Annotated in this window: 15 protein-coding genes and 1 tRNA gene; 10 read left to right on the forward strand and 6 right to left on the reverse strand. The window is 41.6% G+C overall.

Annotated features, from left to right (window positions below):
• Nucleotides 1-2,760: a bifunctional [glutamate--ammonia ligase]-adenylyl-L-tyrosine phosphorylase/[glutamate--ammonia-ligase] adenylyltransferase gene (gene glnE, locus FTU16_RS11335; RefSeq protein WP_180163282.1), complete on the reverse strand. Its 2,760-nt coding sequence runs from the start codon at nt 2,758-2,760 to the stop codon at nt 1-3.
• Between the two features lie 92 nt (nt 2,761-2,852).
• Nucleotides 2,853-4,139, reverse strand: coding sequence for a sensor histidine kinase KdpD (locus FTU16_RS11340; RefSeq protein ID WP_180163283.1), 1,287 nt, complete (start codon nt 4,137-4,139; stop codon nt 2,853-2,855).
• Between the two features lie 1,122 nt (nt 4,140-5,261).
• Between FTU16_RS11340 and FTU16_RS11345 the strand changes: the two genes are divergently transcribed.
• Together FTU16_RS11345 and FTU16_RS11350 are read left to right on the forward strand one after the other, a co-directional pair.
• Complete coding sequence (locus FTU16_RS11345) at nt 5,262-7,496, forward strand: NADP-dependent isocitrate dehydrogenase (protein ID WP_180163284.1); 2,235 nt, start codon at nt 5,262-5,264, stop codon at nt 7,494-7,496.
• A gap of 189 nt (nt 7,497-7,685) precedes the next feature.
• Nucleotides 7,686-7,985, forward strand: coding sequence for an HNH endonuclease (locus tag FTU16_RS11350; protein ID WP_168378735.1), 300 nt, complete (start codon nt 7,686-7,688; stop codon nt 7,983-7,985).
• 270 nt (nt 7,986-8,255) lie between these two features.
• On the opposite strand, the gene FTU16_RS11355 is transcribed toward FTU16_RS11350, so the two are convergent.
• Nucleotides 8,256-8,342, reverse strand: a tRNA-Leu gene (locus tag FTU16_RS11355).
• A 178-nt stretch (nt 8,343-8,520) separates the two neighbouring features.
• Here FTU16_RS11355 and queA point away from each other — a divergent pair.
• From queA to secF, 8 genes are all read left to right on the forward strand, one after another.
• Nucleotides 8,521-9,561 (forward strand): tRNA preQ1(34) S-adenosylmethionine ribosyltransferase-isomerase QueA, encoded by a 1,041-nt coding sequence (gene queA, locus FTU16_RS11360; RefSeq protein WP_180114443.1) that lies wholly within the window; start codon nt 8,521-8,523, stop codon nt 9,559-9,561.
• Between the two features lie 21 nt (nt 9,562-9,582).
• The gene (locus FTU16_RS11365) at nt 9,583-10,611 is read left to right on the forward strand and encodes a hypothetical protein (protein WP_180163285.1); all 1,029 of its coding nucleotides are present in this window, start codon (nt 9,583-9,585) and stop codon (nt 10,609-10,611) included.
• 54 nt (nt 10,612-10,665) lie between these two features.
• Nucleotides 10,666-11,232 carry a LemA family protein gene (locus tag FTU16_RS11370; RefSeq protein WP_180050020.1) on the forward strand — a complete coding sequence of 189 codons (567 nt, stop codon included), beginning with the start codon at nt 10,666-10,668 and terminating at the stop codon, nt 11,230-11,232.
• An 80-nt stretch (nt 11,233-11,312) separates the two neighbouring features.
• Nucleotides 11,313-12,209, forward strand: coding sequence for a DUF4303 domain-containing protein (locus tag FTU16_RS11375; RefSeq protein ID WP_180163286.1), 897 nt, complete (start codon nt 11,313-11,315; stop codon nt 12,207-12,209).
• An 80-nt stretch (nt 12,210-12,289) separates the two neighbouring features.
• Nucleotides 12,290-13,420 carry a tRNA guanosine(34) transglycosylase Tgt gene (tgt, locus tag FTU16_RS11380; protein ID WP_078194179.1) on the forward strand — a complete coding sequence of 377 codons (1,131 nt, stop codon included), beginning with the start codon at nt 12,290-12,292 and terminating at the stop codon, nt 13,418-13,420.
• A 106-nt stretch (nt 13,421-13,526) separates the two neighbouring features.
• On the forward strand, nt 13,527-13,856 hold the full coding sequence (yajC, locus tag FTU16_RS11385; protein WP_078191271.1) for a preprotein translocase subunit YajC: 330 nt from the start codon (nt 13,527-13,529) through the stop codon (nt 13,854-13,856).
• A gap of 54 nt (nt 13,857-13,910) precedes the next feature.
• Complete coding sequence (gene secD, locus FTU16_RS11390; protein WP_078194180.1) at nt 13,911-15,809, forward strand: protein translocase subunit SecD; 1,899 nt, start codon at nt 13,911-13,913, stop codon at nt 15,807-15,809.
• 10 nt (nt 15,810-15,819) lie between these two features.
• Nucleotides 15,820-16,782, forward strand: a complete 963-nt coding sequence (secF, locus tag FTU16_RS11395) for a protein translocase subunit SecF (RefSeq protein ID WP_180004599.1) — start codon at nt 15,820-15,822, stop codon at nt 16,780-16,782.
• 62 nt (nt 16,783-16,844) lie between these two features.
• Here the strand turns inward: secF and FTU16_RS11400 are convergent, their stop codons facing one another.
• The 3 genes from FTU16_RS11400 to rlmD all read right to left on the reverse strand — a co-directional run bounded on the left by FTU16_RS11400 (nt 16,845) and on the right by rlmD (nt 21,303).
• Complete coding sequence (locus tag FTU16_RS11400) at nt 16,845-17,495, reverse strand: hypothetical protein (RefSeq protein WP_180163287.1); 651 nt, start codon at nt 17,493-17,495, stop codon at nt 16,845-16,847.
• 79 nt (nt 17,496-17,574) lie between these two features.
• Nucleotides 17,575-19,881 (reverse strand): bifunctional (p)ppGpp synthetase/guanosine-3',5'-bis(diphosphate) 3'-pyrophosphohydrolase, encoded by a 2,307-nt coding sequence (locus tag FTU16_RS11405; protein ID WP_078194183.1) that lies wholly within the window; start codon nt 19,879-19,881, stop codon nt 17,575-17,577.
• 24 nt (nt 19,882-19,905) lie between these two features.
• Nucleotides 19,906-21,303 carry a 23S rRNA (uracil(1939)-C(5))-methyltransferase RlmD gene (gene rlmD / locus FTU16_RS11410; protein ID WP_180163288.1) on the reverse strand — a complete coding sequence of 466 codons (1,398 nt, stop codon included), beginning with the start codon at nt 21,301-21,303 and terminating at the stop codon, nt 19,906-19,908.
• Between the last annotated feature and the right edge of the window lie 4 nt (nt 21,304-21,307).

Here is a 21,307-nt window from a genome sequence, read left to right on the forward strand (position 1 = left end):
TTATACACAGTCATTTTTATCCAATGCAAACGTTGCAGTTGGATCAATTAATCTTTGCCATAGCTTGCAAACGACCACTCGGGTATCGTGCCAATCGTCAGCTGAAACTTGCATGGATTGATTCGCAAGTGCTAAACGGTGGCTCTCGGCTCGTTCACGGAGATAAGCTTGAATCAATGCTGTCGCATCGGCGCTGGATAAGCAATCCGTTCTTGCGGCATCCTCAAGGATTCGTACGTTGTCAGAGTAATGGGCGAGATCGGGATTCGACCCACTCCATGCTAATACTGCATACTGTGCCATAAATTCGATGTCAACGATACCACCTGCATCTTGTTTTAAATGAAAAATTCCATCTTTTTGCTGCTCTTTAGAAGAACCTAGATGGTCTTTCATTTTTTGGCGCATTTTTAGCACTTCTGCACGAACATTGTTCTCATCTCGTGGCTGAGTCAAAATATTGCAGCGCAAGTTTTCAATTTCAATCCGTAAACTGTGCTCACCTGCAATCGTTCTGGCACGTACTAAAGCTTGATGCTCCCAGACCCAAGCATTTTTATGTTGATATTGCTCAAAGGCTTTTAAGCTGGTCACCAATAAGCCCGCTTCCCCCGAAGGTCGTAAACGTGTATCCACCTCATACACTCGACCATCTAGGGTTTGCGTGGTCATTAAGGACATAAATTTTTGTGCCACCCGCATGGCAAATTCAAAGCCACTAATTGGTTTCTGTCCATCGGTATCCGCTTGTTCGTCCATATAGTGAATAAACACCAAATCCAAGTCCGAACCATAACCCAGCTCGATGCCACCCACCTTGCCATAGCCAATTACCGCGAAAGCCGTGTGATCAATCGAACAACGCTGCCCTTCTGCATCGATTGGATAACCATGTTTTTTGGCAACAATTTGATATGCCAAATGCAAGGTTGCATTCACCGACACTTCAGCAATATCGGTCAATGCATCCGATACTTTCATCAATGGGCTTTCAGCCAAAACATCACTAGCTGCTACTGCTAAGACATTGGATTTTTTAAATAATCGAAGAACACGCATCTGATCTTCAACTTGATCAATTTCAATTCGAAGCAGTTGTTGACGTAGAGAGTCTTCTAAATCTTTACGCTTTGGCAGCTCAAAATCCATCGATAAAAACTCATCCAACAGCACGGGATAATGCGTCAATTCTTCGCAGATCCACGGACTCACTGTTGCCATTTTCACTAATCGTTGTAATGCCCCTTTGCTCTCAATCAGCATCACCAAATAGACCGTACGGCGCAGCACCGACTCCACCAGAGGCATGAGACGTAGTAAAGCCACCTGAGGTTTATCTGACTGTAATATCGCTTCAATGAGATGTGGCCAAAAAGTTTTTAAACGCTGTACTGCTTTGGCAGGTAATTTTTTCAGCGCATGCCCATACCAAAATTCGTGAATTAAATTTTTGGCATCATCATCTAAAACATCATTTAACTGTGCTTCTAAATGACTAAAGCTTTCCAATAACGGATCGGGTTCTTTTTCTTTAATAAGATGCTCAAATTGGTAAATGACTTTGGCACGCTTCTGATTGAGTACATGCAAAAAGTCATCCCAAGATGCAAAACCTAAAGTATCTAAAATACGTTGGCGGGGTTCAGGCTCATGTGGCAACGATTGGGTTTGCTGATCATTGAGCGCTTGAATCGCATGTTCAATGCGACGTAAAAATAAATATGCATCTTCTAGATCAGCAACTGCGGTTTTTTCTAATAATCCGACTTCACCTAAATGATGCAGACTCACTAAACATTGACGGTCTTGCAACTCGAGTTTTGAACCGCCATAGATGAGCTGAAAGACTTGAACAATAAATTCTACTTCACGAATTCCGCCTGCACCGAGTTTAATGTCATCTTCGATATTACGACGCAGCACTTCACGTTCGATCATGGCTTTCATTTCACGCATAGCTTCGAAAGCAGTGTAATCGACATATTTACGGAAGACGAAAGGTCGGGTCATTTCTAGTAACTCTGCGCCTTCTTTACCGCCCGTGACGATACGTGCCTTAATCCAAGCATAGCGCTCCCATTCACGTCCATGCTGGCTTAAATATTTTTCTAATGCCGCATGACTGATTGCCAAGGCAGAACCATCACCCCATGGGCGAAGGCGCATATCTACACGGAAGACAAAACCATCTGCCGTAATATGGTCAAGCAGGTAAATTAATTTTTGTCCCCACAAAATACAGAACTGCTGTACATCGATACATTTTCGACCATTGGTTTCGCCCTGTTCATCAAAGGCAAAAATAAGATCAATATCACTTGAAAGATTAAGTTCCTGTGCACCAAGTTTTCCCATGGCAACCACAATTAGGTCTTGAACTTTCCCTTTATAGCCTAGCGGTTCGCCATATTTCGCAATCAACGGCTTTAGTGCAAAATCTTTTGCCGCACAGATGGACGCATCGGCAAAGTCTGAAAGCTCTCGAGTTAAGGTAACGACATCGGTGAGTTGATTGGCATCTTGCCAAATCCAACGGAACATGAGGCGTGCGCGCAGCACACGAATTACACGCATCCAGCTATTTTCATCTTGGATATCAGCGAGGCTGCTTGCGACAAAATGTTGAATTTGTGCTGTACTGAGCGAGGTTTGAAACTGATCAATTGCATAGTCTTGTTCTAAACTGGCCTGATGGATTCCGAGCACCTGTTCAGCATATTGACTGGCACGTAATGTTTTCTGCAATTGCTCCGCATTCATTTCACAAACCCTAGCGTGATTTTTTTCTAGTTATAACAGTTGATAACGCTTAGGGAAAAGTATTTTTAGGCTTTTATACCAATAGACGCGGTTTAAAGCTCGCTTAAGGTCGCATCTTTCTGTACGCTGCTACTCTCAGTACTTAAGGTTTGATGCAAACTCGTCGCCTTTGGCAACCAGACTTTAAATTGTGTGCCTTCACCTTCTTTCGAGTACACCACAATTTCCCCCTGATTTAAGTCCACAAAACGTTTACAAAGCACTAACCCCAACCCCGTACCACGTTCTCCTGCCGTACCTTTAATACTGACAGTGAGTTTTTGCTGAAATAAATCATCAATCTGAGCTTGGGTCATCCCCAATCCAGTATCTTGAATAGTGAATACAACCCGTTCTCCATCTCGATCGGCTGAAATCGTCACCACACCTCTACCATCGGTATGGGTAAATTTCAATGCGTTTGACACCAAGTTTTGCATCACTGATGTGATCATATTGATATCTGCATTGACTTTAATGCCTTCAGGCACGGCATTGATCAGTCGAATATTTTTCTTCACAGCCAAGCTATTTAAGACATCACTGACGATTTTTGCAGACTGATGTAAATCAAAATTAATCGGGTGATAAACAAAGCGACCACCTTCTGCCATAGCCCAGTTTAATAAGCTTTCTAAAAGGTTATACGTCGACTGTGTGGTGTCATATAAATAGTCTGCAATATTTTGCACACTCGAATCATCTAAGGTATTGCGTTCCTGCGCCAAAACTTCAGAAAAACCTAATAGACCATGAAAAGGTGCTCTTAAATCATGAGCAATAATTTGGAAAAATTTAGTCTTACTAAAATTCAGTGCCGACTGCTGTTCATAGGCTTCTTTTAATTCGGCATTTTCAACACGGAGTTGAATGATGTTGACTAGACTTTGTACAAATTCTTCAACGATCTTTAATTGTTTGGCTTCAAATGCAGTGACTTGATCATCAAACAAAATCACTTTACCAATAGAGTCTTGATCATATTTTAAATCGAAAGCGACTAAACGCTGATGCCCTAAACCCAGTTCCTGCATATAGTCGGAATAAGCTTGGTAATTTTCAGCGTCTCGGTCTATACGAGAATGTTCAGCAAAAAACTGATCGAGGCGATCATCATCAGCTTCGGCCATAAAGGCCTTAAATATGTGCTCTGACGCATACCATATATAAGGTTCATTTTTAAATGCGAGGACAGCATTATCGACTTGCACAATACCACGCGCAAACTTTAAAAATTCTGCAATGCGGTTGTCGTCCGTATAAACCCCCATCAATAAAGACAAACGACAGGCAGTTAATAATTCGGTTTGTGTACCAATATCCAGTAAACGTAAAGCCATCCCGTTGCTCTCCTCAGGGTTTATCTTAAAGATAAAAACCAACTGTTCTGTTCAAGATTAATAGCAAAAATAGCCCAAACACTCAATAACAAAACCCAACAAAAAAACAAACATCATTTACGAATGCGCTATTTAATCGAACTTTCATCCAATTAGAAAATAAAAATATCTATAAAGAACATAACATTAAAGGTAAAACAAAAATTAAAACAATAAAATTAGAAACTTAAATTAATTTAAATTTTATTGACTGTTTATTTTAAATCGTACTTTTCGCGTTTTATTCAAACTAAAAACATGACTAAAAGAAATATTCACTTACATAAGACCTAAAAAACTGGGTTTAATTTTCTTTAACTACATCACAAAAAATAGTGAGTTTTATGATTATTCTACGACCAGATTGCTCATCAGGATGCTCGTTTCAGTCAGCTACACTAAATGAATCTATTTTTAAGTTTTTCTATTAGACTAATTTATTAGTTTTTATCAGTTGTGTGTGTCATTTGAGCGTTAAACCATACCTGCTCGCTTTTACTTTATTAAACTGAGCTAAAGATTCGTTTCATGCTTCTACTGTACATGAACTCATTCACCCAAATGACTGAAGCTAAAAAATAGCCATGCCTTATTCATCAGATATATAAGTTATCGTATAAACATTCCGAGAGCGCTCAAAGTCAAATAGAGCATTGAACTCACGTCGTTCTTTTATAAAGTCACCAATCCTGACTAATTTTCGAACTTACGCACCAAATCTACACCTAAAAGCTAAGGCTTTCGGTTTGACCTGTCCTACGCTTTGCTTTACAACTAAATTTCGAACGAGCCATAAAGAACAGATCAGCCCCAAGAAAACGATATAAATTTAATTGTTCAATAGCTTTAAGCTATGAATAACAAGCTTTCAATATTCCCCTTCTCGGTTTTGCGCTAAAATTGGGCGTCAAACTGCACTTCTTTTGTATCATTTTTCTACGAAATGACCACATCACAGGATCTTGCGTTGACTGAAAAGCAATGAACCCCGATACTTTCATAGTTTTATTTAAGCAAATCGGTTCATAGAGGCGAGCCACAAGCTCGGACCTCAAAGACACAATCTAAAGCAAGGGGCTATATATGGCTGGTGGAAAGTCAACTATCATCTACACACTGACCGACGAGGCGCCATTATTGGCGACTTACTCTCTGCTGCCGATCATTGAAACCTTTACTAAACCTGCTGGCGTTGAAATCGTTAAACGCGATATCTCAGTTGCAGCACGTGTACTCGCTGAATTTTCAGACTATCTAAGCGAAGAACAAAAGGTGCCAAATAACTTGGCAGAGCTTGGACAATTAACCCAAGATCCAAGCACAAACATTATCAAACTTCCGAACATCAGTGCTTCAGTTGGCCAATTAACTGCTTGCATTAAAGAATTACAGTCTAAAGGTTTTGCAGTTCCGAACTACCCAGAAAACCCAGCGACTGAGGAAGAAAAAGAAATCAAGGCGCGTTATAGCAAATGCCTAGGTTCTGCTGTAAACCCTGTACTTCGTGAAGGTAACTCTGACCGCCGTGCACCTACTGCAGTAAAAAATTACGCGAAGAAACATCCGCACTCTATGAGCGAATGGAAACAGTGGTCACAAACTCACGTTTCTCACATGGACGAAGGTGACTTCTACCACGGCGAAAAGTCTATGACTTTAGACCGCGCTCGCAATGTAAAAATGGAATTGATCACGAAGTCTGGTGAAACTGTTGTTCTTAAGCCAAAAGTTGCGCTTCAAGATGGCGAAATCATCGACTCAATGTTCATGAGCAAAAAAGCGCTTTGCGACTTCTATGAAAAAGAATTAGATGATTGTAAAGAAGCTGGCATTTTGTTCTCTCTACATGTAAAAGCGACGATGATGAAGGTGTCTCACCCAATCGTTTTCGGTCACTGTGTGAAGATTTACTACAAAGAAGCATTCGAAAAACACGGCAAATTGTTTGATGAGTTAGGTATTAACATCAACAACGGGATGTCTGGTCTTTACGAAAAAATTGAAACTCTTCCGACTTCTCTTCGTGAAGAAATCATTGCTGACTTACATGCTTGCCAAGAACACCGTCCTGCACTTGCAATGGTTGACTCTGCAAAAGGCATCACGAACTTCCACTCACCTAATGACGTAATTGTAGATGCATCTATGCCTGCAATGATCCGTGGTGGCGGTAAAATGTGGGGTGCTGACGGCAAACAGTACGACTGTAAAGCTGTAATGCCTGAATCTACTTTCGCGCGTATCTACCAAGAAATGATCAATTTCTGTAAATGGAATGGTAACTTTGACCCACGCACTATGGGTACAGTTCCTAACGTTGGTTTGATGGCGCAAAAAGCTGAAGAATACGGCTCACACGACAAAACTTTCGAAATCGCTGAAGCGGGTGTTGCAAACATCACCGACCTAGAAACTGGTGAAGTGTTGATGTCACAAAACGTGGAAGAAGGCGATATCTGGCGTATGTGCCAAGTGAAAGACGCTCCAATCCGTGACTGGGTGAAACTTGCTGTGACTCGTGCACGCAACTCAGGAATGCCTGCGATCTTCTGGCTTGACCCGTACCGTCCACACGAAAACGAACTCATCAAGAAAGTTCAAACTTACTTGAAAGAGCACGACACTACTGGTTTAGACATTCAAATCATGTCTCAAGTACGTGCTATGCGTTATACACTTGAACGTGTTGCTCGTGGCCTAGATACAATTTCTGTAACTGGTAACATCCTACGTGACTACCTAACAGACTTATTCCCGATTATGGAATTGGGTACTTCTGCGAAAATGCTTTCTATCGTGCCTCTAATGGCTGGTGGCGGCATGTACGAAACTGGTGCGGGTGGTTCTGCGCCTAAACACGTACAACAACTTGTAGAAGAAAACCACTTACGTTGGGATTCTTTAGGCGAGTTCTTGGCGCTTGCTGTTTCTCTTGAAGAAATGGGCATCAAAGAAGACAACGCGAAAGCTAAACTTCTTGCAAATACGCTTGATGCTGCGACTGGTAAATTGCTTGACAATGACAAGTCTCCATCACGTCGTACTGGCGAACTTGACAACCGTGGCAGCCACTTCTACCTTGCTAAATACTGGGCTGAAGAACTTGCTGCGCAAGACGAAGATGCAGATCTTAAAGCGAAATTTGCTCCTCTTGCTCAAGCACTTGCTGACAACGAAGAAAAAATTGTTGCAGAACTTGCTGAAGTTCAAGGTAAAGCTGCGGACATCGGTGGTTACTACGCTGTAGATACAGCGAAAGTAAATGCTGTAATGCGTCCAAGCGCAACGTTAAATGCTGCTCTTGATGCCGCTCAATAAGTTGATGCAAAACTAACCTAAGTTAGTGATGTAAAAAACCAGCGCTTCGGCGCTGGTTTTTTTTACCCTCATTTCTATAGTATTATGACAACTCTTTCATTTAATACTTTGCTCTAAATTTTATGAATGTGAGCTATCAAAGGTAGGCTTTTTCATCCAACTACAGCCATAAAATAAGGAAAACCTAAAATGGCAAATTCATGGGGAATACCAAAGCACATAGAAGATGCGGTCTCGGAGCGAGACCTGTGCTGTGTATATTGCGGCAAAAAGTTTGGCACTGAAAGAGCCAACAAGAAGTCTTGGGAACACATTATCAACGATATAAGAATTACAACCTTAACCAATATTGCATTGTGCTGTGTTGGCTGCAATGCATCTAAAGGCAATAAAGACTTAGCAACTTGGTTCCACTCTGAGAATGCTCGAAAAAGAGGTGTCAACACTGAGACAATTGCAGATGTCATCAAAGTAGCTTTAGATAGTTAATAAAGCTTTTAAATACTACAAGCCCTATAATACACCCGATCAATCACATTTGATTATTGTATTGATCTAATAATTTAAGCTTAGCATCTGATTCCACCATGAGTACCCAAACAAAATTCAGGTACTCATCCGAGTACTCATTTTACGAAGTGACCACCTGAAACGTGGCTAGTGAAATCATTGGAAATTTTCTAGAAATTTTATATAAGTCATTACTTTTAGACATAAAAAAACCCCAAGTCTTAATAAGCTTGGGGTTTTTTAGAATTTTGGTCCCGAGGGTCGGACTCGAACCGACACATCATCTCTGATAGTGGATTTTGAATCCACCGCGTCTACCAATTTCACCACCTCGGGAAGGTGTTGAAACGTATAATAAACTGTTTCAAAAACTTGTCAACGCATGATGTTCTCATTTGATTAAAAATAAACCGTATAAGAATTTTTAGATGGATAATCCATCAATTTCAGCGTTAAAACCCAAAAAAGCTTATACTAAGCCAAATTTCATTATCCCCTTTTCAGATTTCTTAACATGCAACTTTCTGACTTTAACTTCAATCTCCCGGACGAACTCATTGCCCGCTATCCGCTTGAAACACGTAGTGCATCACGCCTGCTCCATCTCGACATCAATGGTGAATATCACGACCATCATTTCACTGACATTTTAGACTTGCTCAATGAAGGTGACTTATTGGTACTGAACGATACCAAAGTAATGAAAGCCCGCTTGAAAGGCAAACGAGCAACTGGCGGTGCAGTTGAAGTCTTGGTTGAACGTATTCTTGACCCAAAAACCGCACATTGCCACATTAAAGCCAGCAATACGCCTAAAGAAGGTGCGGAATTATTTATTGGTCCAGACGAAGTTAAAGTGACCGTTCAAGGCCGTCATGAAAACTTATTTGTTGTGGAATTTTCACAGCCTATTTTACAAGTTTTAGATTTATACGGTGCTTTACCGATTCCGCCTTACTTTAACCGTGAAGCAGAAGCGATTGATACCGAACGTTACCAAACTGTTTTTAACGATCCGACCAAATTGGCTTCAGTTGCAGCACCAACAGCAAGCTTACATTTTGATGAAGCGCTACTCAAAAAATTGGCAGACAAAGGTGTGAATAAAACCTTTGTTACCTTGCATGTGGGTGCAGGCACATTTTTACCCGTACGTACCAATGACATTGAAAATCACATCATGCACAGCGAATGGTGTGACGTGTCAGAAGAATCTATGGCTTTAATCCGTGAGACAAAAGCACGTGGCAATAAAGTCATTGCTGTCGGTACTACAGCGACTCGCGCGACTGAAAGTGCCGCTCAAGCCAATGGCGGCGAACTCAAGGGCTGGACAGGTGATACGCAAATCTTTATCTACCCTGGTTATGAGTTCAAAGTGGTCGATCGTTTAATTACCAACTTCCATTTACCTGAGTCTACCCTGCTCATGTTAGTGTCAGCGTTGTCTAATCGAGACAATATTTTGAATGCCTATCACCATGCCGTCGAAAGCCAATATCGCTTCTTTAGTTATGGTGATGCGATGTTAATTGATAATATTAACCATCAATAATCATGCGATGACTTAGTCCCCATGCCGATCGATTCTGTAAAGCACTCCATCCATATTCGTCGTAAGAAGAATGCTGCGGTTTTTCAGAATATCGCTCGGCTTTGGGATATCGGCCGAAACGCAAAAACTCACCAAGAACTCCTCGATGGGCTGCATCCATGGAACGCGCCCATTACGCTCAAATTTGAAAATTTACTGCCGCTGGCTTTAGCCGCACTGGGTATCGGCTTCATGCTGTTTATTGTGATTCAGCCCGATCATGGCTGGGCACAGCTTTGCTTTGCTGCGGGATTGGTCATGGTGTTTTGGGCGTATATCAGCTATGAAAAAGATGACTCGCTCGAAGATGTTATTGCATTTTTAGAAACCGAATGCATTGCAAAAAAATACCAACTGGCCTTTAACCGACAGCCTGAATACATTTCGATGCCACTGAATAATCTACAATTTATTGGCAATCTTAAACGTATGTTCCCCGTGTTTAAGCAAGGCAGCCTTTCGAATGATATTCAGACCTTTGCGAGCACCGTTTGGGAAGATGAAAATCAGCAACAGCATCAGGTCATGGTCTTTCATTATCACTATGTGAATGAACTGAAAGTAAGTGACAAAGACGGTGATGAAGTCACGGTCAAAGAAATTCATAAAGACCTGTGGGGCGTATTTGTTTTTGATATTGGCATCCATGGACTTGCCGTATCTGCAACAGGCAAAAACTTTGGCTATCCCTATAGTTTTCCTTGGCACAGCAGCGACATTCAAACCAATCAAAAATTAAAGTTTTATGGCGATAACCAAATGGAAATCGCTAAATTACTCAGCCCGGGCTTTGTCCTCCGACTGGCGGATTTTTTTCAAAACCGTGAAGGTGATCTGCTATTTCATCCGAGCCACCGAATAATGTGCTATCTTGGCTCTACAGATTTATTTAAAGTCAGTAGTAAAGCAAAACGAATTCAAGATGTTTCGACATTGCGAGGACATCTCAGAACCTTTAAATTAAATGCTTTAGAAAATTTGAAAAACGACTTAACGCAGTTTTTAAAATAGATTTCATACAATAATGTTTTAAACTACGACCTTTTATCTTGAGGATAAAATTTTATGGGGCTTTTGATCTTTGTTTTAATCATCATTGTATTGGTGATTGGCGCAATCATGATTCGCAACAACATTGTCCGACATCACAATGCAACCATTCGTGCATGGTCAGATGTAGCCAGCTATGAACGTCAAAAAATCAAAATTTTAGATGGATTACAGCCTTTGGTTGAGCAATATTCCAATTTTGAACAAGGGACTTTGGCAAAAGTCACTGAACTCCGTCAAAACATTATGAATTTGAACGTAAATAGTACCGATGTCAGCCAATTACAGCGTATCGAAGCATTGAATCAAGATCTGATGCGCAGCCTGAATGTTGTAGTTGAAAACTATCCTGAGCTCAAAGCCAATGATATTTATCTGAAAATGATGAATGAAATTGAAGAACAAAACGAAAATGTCGGTGCGGCAATTACTATTTTTAACCGCAACGTCGAGTTGTTCAACAACCACATTCAAGTGTTTCCTAACAATATTATTAATACGCTATTGCTGAGTAAAAAAGCGGTTCGCCCTTTCCGCGATCAAGCTGCCAGCCAAAATTTTGATTATCGTCCGAACTTTTAAGTTCGGGCTTTAACGTACCAAAGTAAAAAAATAATGATGAGGTGATCAAGCACCTCCAAAACTAGAAAGAAAAATATAATATGCACAATCAAATTAATGCACTAAAAAATGTGCTGATTCAGGCGTTTTTCAAACTCTATGAGCAGCACCAAGACGACCATATTTACGCATGTACGTTGGTGTTCAATCCCTATTTGTCCATGGACTATATTGCTGTCTCTACGCAGCGTAGTATTTTTGCCGAAGATGAAGATTCTGCTCAATATCTTGCAGCGCATGATCGATGGAATGTGTCGAAATGGCGCTATCGTAGTACCCTTTCCCTCGGCCAAGACTTGTCGCAGTTCAAAATGACATCGGTAAATGAAGTGGGTCTTTTAGACCTTGATCCATCTTCGATCGAAAGCTCAATGAAGTCTGAGTCAACTAACCATCTTTCAATCTTGCTCAATGCCATACAACAAACAAAAGTCGACTTGGCTCAGTCCTACGGCATTGAATTGGACAATATTCTGTTTTTTATCACGGTGCCTACACAGCCCGAAATAGAGATTTATTCAGCTCAAGTTTTAAATACTCCAAGTACACAACTTGATGATTTTCTTAAATCCAAACAACCGCTCAAGCTCGACAGCTTACCTAAACGTATGAAGCTGTCTCAGTATGATAAAGACCTGCTGATTGATTTGGCACAAATCGTTGAAATACAACCTTATAACTATTTACATGTTGCCAATGAAGTCTATCTTTTAAGCTTAGAAAAAAGCTATGCAAGCACGAATCCCTATATTCAAAAGCTCATTGACAGCATCGTGGCCATGACATCGGACCCAAAAGGTACGTTTGCGATGGATAAAGAAGAAATTTTGCAGCGAATTAACCAGTTTTATTTTAATGCCAAGAGTTCAGATGAAGCCTTGTCACAAGATGCGATCTATAAATTTACAGACTTAACACCCGACAAAGCTAGCGTTTAACCGCAGAATCAAGGAAAATAGAGCACTTTTAGCACTCTTACCATCAGCGAACTGTTTTTTCGCCTTGATCTGGACCTTGTATGAAGTTTGAAAAATTGGCGCAATCGGGCCGTGCTCGTCGCGGCCGTTTAACCCTTGAACATGGTGTTGTTGAAACACCTATGTTTATGCCTGTCGGTACTTACGGTACTGTAAAAGGCATGCTCCCACGTGACATTAAAGAAATTAAATCCCAAGTTATTTTGGGCAATACTTTCCATTTATATCTACGCCCAGGCCTAGATGTCATTCGTGAACATGGTGGTTTACACCAATTCATGAAATGGAATAACCCGATTTTGACAGATTCAGGCGGTTTCCAAGTCTTCAGCCTTGGCGCTATGCGCAAAATTAAAGAAGAGGGCGTGACTTTCCGCTCTCCGATTGATGGCTCTAAAGTCTTTTTATCTCCTGAAATTTCGATGGATATTCAGCACACGCTGAATTCAGACATCGTGATGATTTTTGATGAATGTACGCCTTATCCTGCGACACATGAAGAAGCGCAAAAATCACTGCAGCTTTCATTGCGTTGGGCGAAACGTTGTAAGACTCAACATCATGACGTGCTGAAAAACCGTAATGCACTATTTGGTATTATCCAAGGCGGCATGTATGAAGATTTACGTGATGAATCTTTAAATGGTCTCAAAGAAATTGATTTTGATGGTTATGCCATTGGTGGCTTGTCTGTTGGCGAACCTAAAGAAGAAATGATCAAAGTATTGGATTATCTTCCAGAGAAAATGCCTGCGGATAAACCACGTTACTTGATGGGTGTCGGTAAACCAGAAGATATCGTAGAAGCAGTTCGTCGCGGTGTCGATATGTTTGACTGTGTGATGCCAACACGAAATGCACGTAATGGTCATTATTTTGTGACTGATGGTTTAGTGCGTATTCGCAATGCCAAATATCGTCATGATCAAAGTCCGCTTGACCCACATTGCGACTGCTATACCTGTACAAATTTCACCAAATCTTATCTCTTCCATCTTGAGAAATGCGGCGAAATGCTCGGTTCGATGCTCGGTACTATTCATAACTTACGTTATTACCTACGTCTAACTGAAGCGATGCGTGATGCTCTCGATCATGGCACTTTTGATGAGTTTGTTGAAGACTTTTATCGTCGTCGCGGCATGGAAGTGCCACCTTGTCCTCAAGATTAATTCTTTCAGTATTTGCGCTGAAGAAAAAGACAAGGTAAATTGCTGAACAAGTCCAATTTATTTATCAAAGTATTGATAACCAGTTTTTTTAGTTTAGGAAAATGAAATGAGCCTTTTTATTTCTACTGCTCACGCGGCAGGTGAAGCTGCACAGCAACCAAGCATGATGGCAAACCTGTTGATGATTGCGGTATTTGTCGCAATCTTCTACTTCTTGATCTGGCGCCCTCAATCAAAACGTGCAAAAGAACATCGTGCACTAATTGAAAGCCTAGGTGTTGGTAGTGAAGTTGTTTTTGCGGGCGGTTTAATGGGTAAAATCACAAAAATCGAAGGTGATTTTGCAGTTGTTGAACTGAACCGTGGCGTAGAAGTAAAAGTACAACGCGCAAGTGTGATTTCAGTTCTGCCTGAAGGCACTCTAAATAACCTTTAATCAAAAAATAAGTCGTGCACCCGCACGGCTTTTTTCATTTTAAGAAGAAAACGAATGCGTTACCCAGCATGGAAATATCTACTGATTCTAGTGGTACTAGTCATCAGTACATTATATGCCCTGCCAAGTTTGTATCCTGATGAACCTGCTGTTCAAATTTCAGGTGCCAAAGCCGGTACCCAGATTGACCAAAGCATCGTACAAAAAGCAGAGCAGATTTTAAAATCTGAAAATATTGCCAGCCATGACAATAGCTTCACCAATAATGCCGCTTTATTACGTGTTGATTCGAGCGAACAACAATTAAAAGCGAAAGAAGCACTGCGTCGTGGGCTCGGTGAAAATTATGTCGTCGCATTAAACCTTGCGCCTACTACGCCAGAATGGCTACAAAAAATTGGTGCTAAACCAATGAAGCTGGGTCTGGATTTACGTGGTGGTGTACATTTCCTACTTGAAGTGGATATGGATAAAGCCATTTCACAACGTATGGAAACGTCTGCGGCTGACTTACGTCGCCAACTTCGCGACAATAAATTAAAATTCAATAGCTTATCTTTGAACAACAACACCATTACGATGCAATTTGCAAATAATGATGACCGTTCTGCAGCTATGGATTTCCTTCGTCGTAACGGCAATGAATATACTCAACAAGCGGTTGCAACAACTGAAGGTTCAACACTACGTTTAAGCTACACAGATACACGTAAACAAGAAATTCAGTCTTATGCTGTCAACCAAAACTTAACAACTTTACGTAACCGTATTAACGAGTTAGGTGTAGCGGAAGCATTAGTACAAACTCAAGGTAGCAATCGTATTGTGGTTGAATTACCGGGTGTGCAAGATACTGCTGAAGCAAAACGTGTACTTGGTCGTACTGCGAACCTTGAGTTCCGCTTGGTTTCTGACTTAAATGATCAATATATCGATCCTTACACAGGTCAAGCAAAAGGCTCATTACCGCCAGGTACAGAAGCATTTGCTTATGAATCTTTGGACAGCGGTCGTCAATTATTGCTTAACCGTAACCGTATCTTAACAGGTGAACGTGTACAAAATGCGTCATCAGGCTTTAGCCAAGATACAGGTGGTGCTGAAGTAAATATTACTTTGGACACTGCGGGCGGTAAGTTGATGTCTGAAGCTACTCGTAATGCTGTAGGCAAACGAATGGCAGTTTTGTTCATCGAGAACAAACAAAAAATTAGTTATGTTGCAGACCCTACAACAGGCACACAAACTGAAGTTCGTACACCTTATACCGAATCTGTGGTCATCAATGCGGCAACGATTCAAGCCGTATTGGGTTCCCAGTTCCGTATTACTGGTCTAGATTCACCTCAAGAAGCGTCTGAACTTGCATTGATGTTACGTGCAGGTGCATTAGCAGCGCCAATGTACTTCGTGGAAGAACGTGTGATTGGTCCGAGTCTCGGTCAAGAAAACATCGACAAAGGCGTATTATCAACTCAAATCGGTTTCTTATTGGTTGCGATTTGGATGGTGGTCTTCTTCCGTGTGTTCGGTTTGATTGCCAACTTTGCTCTCGTGGTTAACCTTGCCATGATTTTAACCATCATGTCTTGGATTGGCGCGTCCCTCACCCTTCCGGGTATTGCAGGTATCGTGATTACCATTGGTATGGCGGTCGATGCCAACGTACTGATCTGTGAGCGGATACGAGAGGAAATTAAATGGGGTGCCTCGCCAAAACAGGCGATTGTTGCGGGTTATGATCGTGCGTATAACACCATCTTTGACTCCAACTTAACTACATTCTTGGTGGCTTTCATTCTGTTCGCAATTGGTACTGGCCCAATTAAAGGCTTCGCGGTTACCCTAATGATTGGTATTGTCTGCTCAATGTTCACAGCAATTACTGTGACACGTGCAATCGTACAAATCATTTATGGTAAAAAACGTAACCTGAAGAAGTTGAGCATTTAGGAGATCGAAGATGACTGAAAATACTCAACCGAAACAATACGGCCGTCCGGACAACGAGCGCATTATTCCATTTATGAAGATTGCCAAACCGGCAGCCTTTATATCGATTATTTTAACGCTCGCAAGTATCTTTTTTATTTGCACCAAAGGTCTAAACCTCGGTTTGGACTTTACTGGCGGTGTGGCAGCAGAGTTGAACTATAGTCAACCAGTAAAATCTACCGATGTGAGCTCAGCGCTGACAAAAGCTGGTTTTAAAGACCCTGTGGTACAAACCTTAGGATCTGACCGCGACCTGATGGTTCGTATGCCAGTTCAAAAAGACATTGAAGCTGAAGACCTAACCAAAGCCATTACGACTGCCGCTCAATTGCCAGGCAATAAAGCAGAAGTACATAAAGTTGATGTGGTTGGTGGTCAAGTCGGTAATGAACTCTATGTGCGTTCTGCGGGTGCTGTAGGTCTTGCCCTACTGCTCATGCTGGTTTATGTCACTATTCGCTTTGAGTTCAAACTTGCGATGGGTGCTGTACTGTCTTTATTCCACGATATCGTGGTGACCATTGGTATCTTTGCCATGATGCAGTGGCCGTTTGACTTAACAGTTTTGGCTGCGCTACTCGCGATTATCGGTTTCTCGCTCAACGATAACATCGTTGTATCTGACCGTATTCGTGAAAACTTCCGTAAGATTCGCGGTGCTGAACCTCTTGAAGTTGTGAACAGTGCTTTGACTGAAACACTTCGCCGTACCATTCATACCTCTATGACACTATTATTGGTTGTTGTAGCAATGATGGTACTGGGTGGTGATGGTCTGAAATGGTTCTCTGTTGCAATGTTTGTTGGTGTATTTGTGGGTACATATTCATCAATCTACATTGGTACAGCCTTCGCGCTATGGCGTGGTCTAAACCGTCAAGACTTCATTGTACAAGTGAAGCCTGAATTTGAAGAAGAAGAGATTCCTTAAGCTTTTCAACTTATAGTTCAGATCAAAACCCATCTTCGGATGGGTTTTTTTATGCGACTACGTTAAATAAATGGGCTAGGTAAGATCGCAATAATAGGATGTAATTTTTCAATATCTGATTGCAGGAATTCCACCTGTCGTTTTTGGTCTAGACTTGCAAATTGCCACGTATCATCTGTTTGCTGCATTACGTTTAAAATAAGATTTAAACCATTCCGCAAATATACACAGGCTAGATCCGATCTCTCCACTCCTCGCCGTTCATCACAGACCACAAGCCAACCCTCTTGTAATACAGGGGTATAATACGACGCTGTGATTCGAATGAAATACAGGTCTTGAGTGTTTTTAAATAATGCTGAATATTGAGATGCATTATTTGAAATCGGTTTTAATGAAAATGCCTGTGTCTCAACCACCTGCATTTCAAAAAGGACTAAACTTACTTGCTCCTTAGCGCGCTTGTCTTGCTCTATAAACTGAACTTCATCATCCAAACTTCCCTTTATGAGTCCCAATTGTGACTCTAATTCACGTGCAAATTTCTCTCCAATCTGCCGATGACTATTTAATAATTGGGAAATTAAAGGAACTGCTAAGCCAAAATGTTCACACACGGCTTTGCCATTTTTAAAAGAGCCTGTTGCCACCCAGTGGTCAATGGCTTGTGTTAGATTCTGTCGACGCTTTTCAAAAAGCTCTGAAGGCAGCATAAGCATTCAATTTTATAATTTCTCTCCCCCAATATAATAAAAAACCCGCACGCAGCGGGTTTTTTATACAGCTTTATTTTTAGCTACCTTGTACCAAGCGACGTGCGCTGATAATGCCTGGTTGTTGCTCTAGACGTGCCAACAGTTTCGACAACTGCGCCAAGCCTTTCACTTCAATCAACAGCTTCATATTGGCAATACCATCACTCTCGGAAATGGTATTCACCTGACGAATATTGATTTGGTCTGAGAAAATCACTTGAGTCAGATCTTTAAGCAAACCACGACGGTCATAAGCTTCCACCACGATTTGCACACTTTGACCACGAGTTGGTTGCATTTCCCAATCCGCTTCAACCGCACGTTCAGGCTCTTGCCCAATCATACGGATATAATCCGGACATGCGACCTTATGGATACTTACGCCACGATTCAGGGTGATATAACCAGCAATCGATTCACCATGCACAGGCTGACAACACTGAGCAATGTGTAGTTCTACATTGTCCAAACCATCAATCAAAATACCATGCGCCGAAAGCGTATGACTTGCACGTGGGTTCAAGGTTGGTTTTAACACCAGTTCAGGCTCATCCTGATCGAGGTGCATATGACGGTTAACCTGATTGATTAAAGCATGCAAGCTAATGTCACCACTCACCAAGCCAATCAATATATCTTCACCCAATTTCACATTAAAATGATTGCAGTAATCATTCAAATCGATACTTTTCGGGTGAATCGCCAAACGTGACAATTCTTTATTCAGAATCTCACGTCCCACTTCCAAGTTTTTACTACGGTCTTGCTGACGGAACCAATGACGCAACTTATCACGTGCACGAGCCGTCTTGATATAACCCAGCGAGTTTACCAACCAATCTCGGTTCGGTTCACGATCTTTCTTGGTTAAAATCTCGACCTGTTCCCCAGTTTTTAGGGTATAGGTTAAAGGTACATAACGTTGGTTCACCCGTGCTGCATAGCACTTGTTGCCCACTTCAGTATGCACATGATAGGCAAAGTCGAGCACAGTCGAACCGCGTGGTAATTCTTTGATATCACCATCACGACTAAACACATAGATTTTCTCAAAATCTTCAAACTCTTGGATTTGTTCGAAGTTTTCAGAAGCCTCATCTTCTTTATGGGCGCTAGCATCATTTCGTTCTTGATAATGTTCAAGCACTGCACGTAAAGAATGTAAGCGATGATTAAATGAATAATCTGTGGTTTTAGAACCTTCTTTATAGTTAAAGTGCGAACACACCCCGAGCTCAGCTTCTTCGTGCATATTATGCGTACGAATTTGCACTTCTAAAGATTTGTTCTCTGCAATCACGGCCGTGTGCAGTGAGCGATAACCATTGGCTTTCGGGTTGGTAATATAATCATCGAACTGATGCGGAATATGACGCCAAATCTGATGAACGATCCCCAATGTGTGATAACACTCAGGCACATTATCCACCAAAACACGAACCGCTCGAATGTCATAAAGCTGATCAAAGCTCAGGTTCTTACTCTTCATTTTTCGATAAATCGAATAAATGTGTTTCACCCGACCATTAATCTCGGCCTCAATGCCATGATCTAATAGTTCTTTACGCAACTTTTCTGTCACGAACTGAATATATTGTTCACGCTCTAAACGTTTTTCATTCAGTAAAGAGGCAATTTCTTTATAGCGTTCAGGTGCAAGATAACGGAAAGCGAGATCTTCAAGCTCCCACTTAAGCTGTGCAATCCCTAAACGGTGCGCAAGCGGCGAGTAAATGGTTAAAATTTCTCGTGCGACACGCTCTTGACGTTCTTTGGTTGAATGCGCTAACTCACGTAATGCATAGGTACGTTCAGAAAGTTTGATTAATACAACGCGAACATCTTCGGTCACCGAAATCAGCATTTTATAAATGCCGGTCAAATGTTCACGCTGGTTATTATTAAAATGATCTTCTAAACGTTTATTTTGCTCAATCAGGTCAGACAACTTACCCATGGCAAGCGTGCCTTTCACCAAAGCATGCACTTGATCGCCAAATTTGCTTTGGACTTCTTCTAAACTGGTTACGCCTTCACGAACACTTCGATACAGCATGGCTGCTGATAACGTATCTTCATCCGCATACAGATGAGCAAGAATATCCGCCATTTCAATACCCGTATAGAAGGTATTCGAGCGATGGTTGACCGTTGTTTCAAGTTCATTCTGTAAAGTCAGATGTGCAACTTCTTCGAGTTGCTTTAGAGGAGCCCCGTCAAACATGCCACTCACACGCTCTAGCCATTCAGCCAAATCATGCTGTGCTTGCTCGGCATGTTCTACAGTCGTTTCCTGAGACAGCTCATTGAGACGTCCAGGTAATTGTTCACGTACTGTGACCATACCCTACTCCTAGTTTTCTACGCTTCATAACTTTTGATCGTTTATCTGATTTTCTTTTTCGAACAAAGCAATCGATTCGACATGCCCTGTATGGGTAAACATGTCCATGACACCCGCTTTTTTCAAACGGTAGCCTTGTTGTACCAGCATTCCAGCATCGCGTGCTAGTGTTGCAGGATTACATGACACATAAACGATTCTTTTTGCACCAAATTTGGGCACATAACGCATTATTTCTTCTGCACCAGAACGTGGTGGGTCTATCAATAATGCATCAAATCCTTGTTTTGCCCAAGAATGATGCGAAAAATCTTTTGTTAAATCTTGTGAATAAAATTTCAGTTGCGAAAGGCCATTGTTTTGTGCATTTTCTGCACCACGCTGAACCATTTCTTCACTCCCTTCAACTGCAACGACTTGACCCGTTGAACCCACACATTGAGCAAGTGGTAAAGAAAAGTTTCCTAAGCCACAAAACAGATCTAGAACTCGCTCACCCTGTTGTAACTGAAGCAATTCACATGCCAGTTTCACCATTTGCGGATTAATCGTGGAATTCACTTGCGTGAAGTCTTGAGGATTAAAGCCAAATTCCACAGCAAAGTCACTTAGACCATAGTGCAGACGCATCGGTGCATCGGGATGATCCACACGATGTAAGCTGTCCGGTCCCTCAGGTTGTAAGTACAGTTGCCACTCTTTATGTAACGCAAATTTTACTAATTGGTTGACATCTTCCGCGCAAAGTTCCGCCGTATGACGAATCAGGAGAGCAATTTCTTGATCTCCCATGGCCAGTTCCATATGCCCAATATCTGCTTTACCTTGCAAACCTTGTAACAGTTGTTTGAGTGTGGTGATTGAGCCAAACTCACGATCCAACACCATACAACGGTCAATCGAAGTCAGTTTATTTGACTGGCTTTCACGAAAGCCGACCACGAGCTTATCTTTTGCAGGTAAGTAACGCACACCGATACGCGCTTTACGACGGTAATCTTCACGCAATGAACGTAAAGGAGCTAACCATTGATCAGGTTGTATCCCAGCAAAATGTTGCAAATGTGATTGTAAAACATCTTGTTTTAAACGAATTTGCTCGTCGGGATGAATATGCTGCATGCTACACCCACCACAGACCCCATAATGTGGGCAGGCCGGTTTAACCCGTAGAGCAGACTCTTCACTCAGCAATTCCAGACTATCTGCTTCTTCGAGACGCTTAACGACATTAGTAATACGCGCATGCACCGTTTCACCTGGCAATGCATAACGAATAAATACTTTCTTACCGTGTTTTTCCGCAGGATGATCTGAATGCGTCCCAAAGTGCGCTATGCCTCGCCCCTCATGTGAAAGCGATTCAACCTGAAATGTATAAATGGGTTGTTGGGCTTTTTGGGGTTTGGCTTTGTGTTTCATGCGT

The sequence above is a fragment of the Acinetobacter sp. YH12069 genome (genome assembly GCF_013419675.1).
Lineage (GTDB): Bacteria > Pseudomonadota > Gammaproteobacteria > Pseudomonadales > Moraxellaceae > Acinetobacter > Acinetobacter amyesii.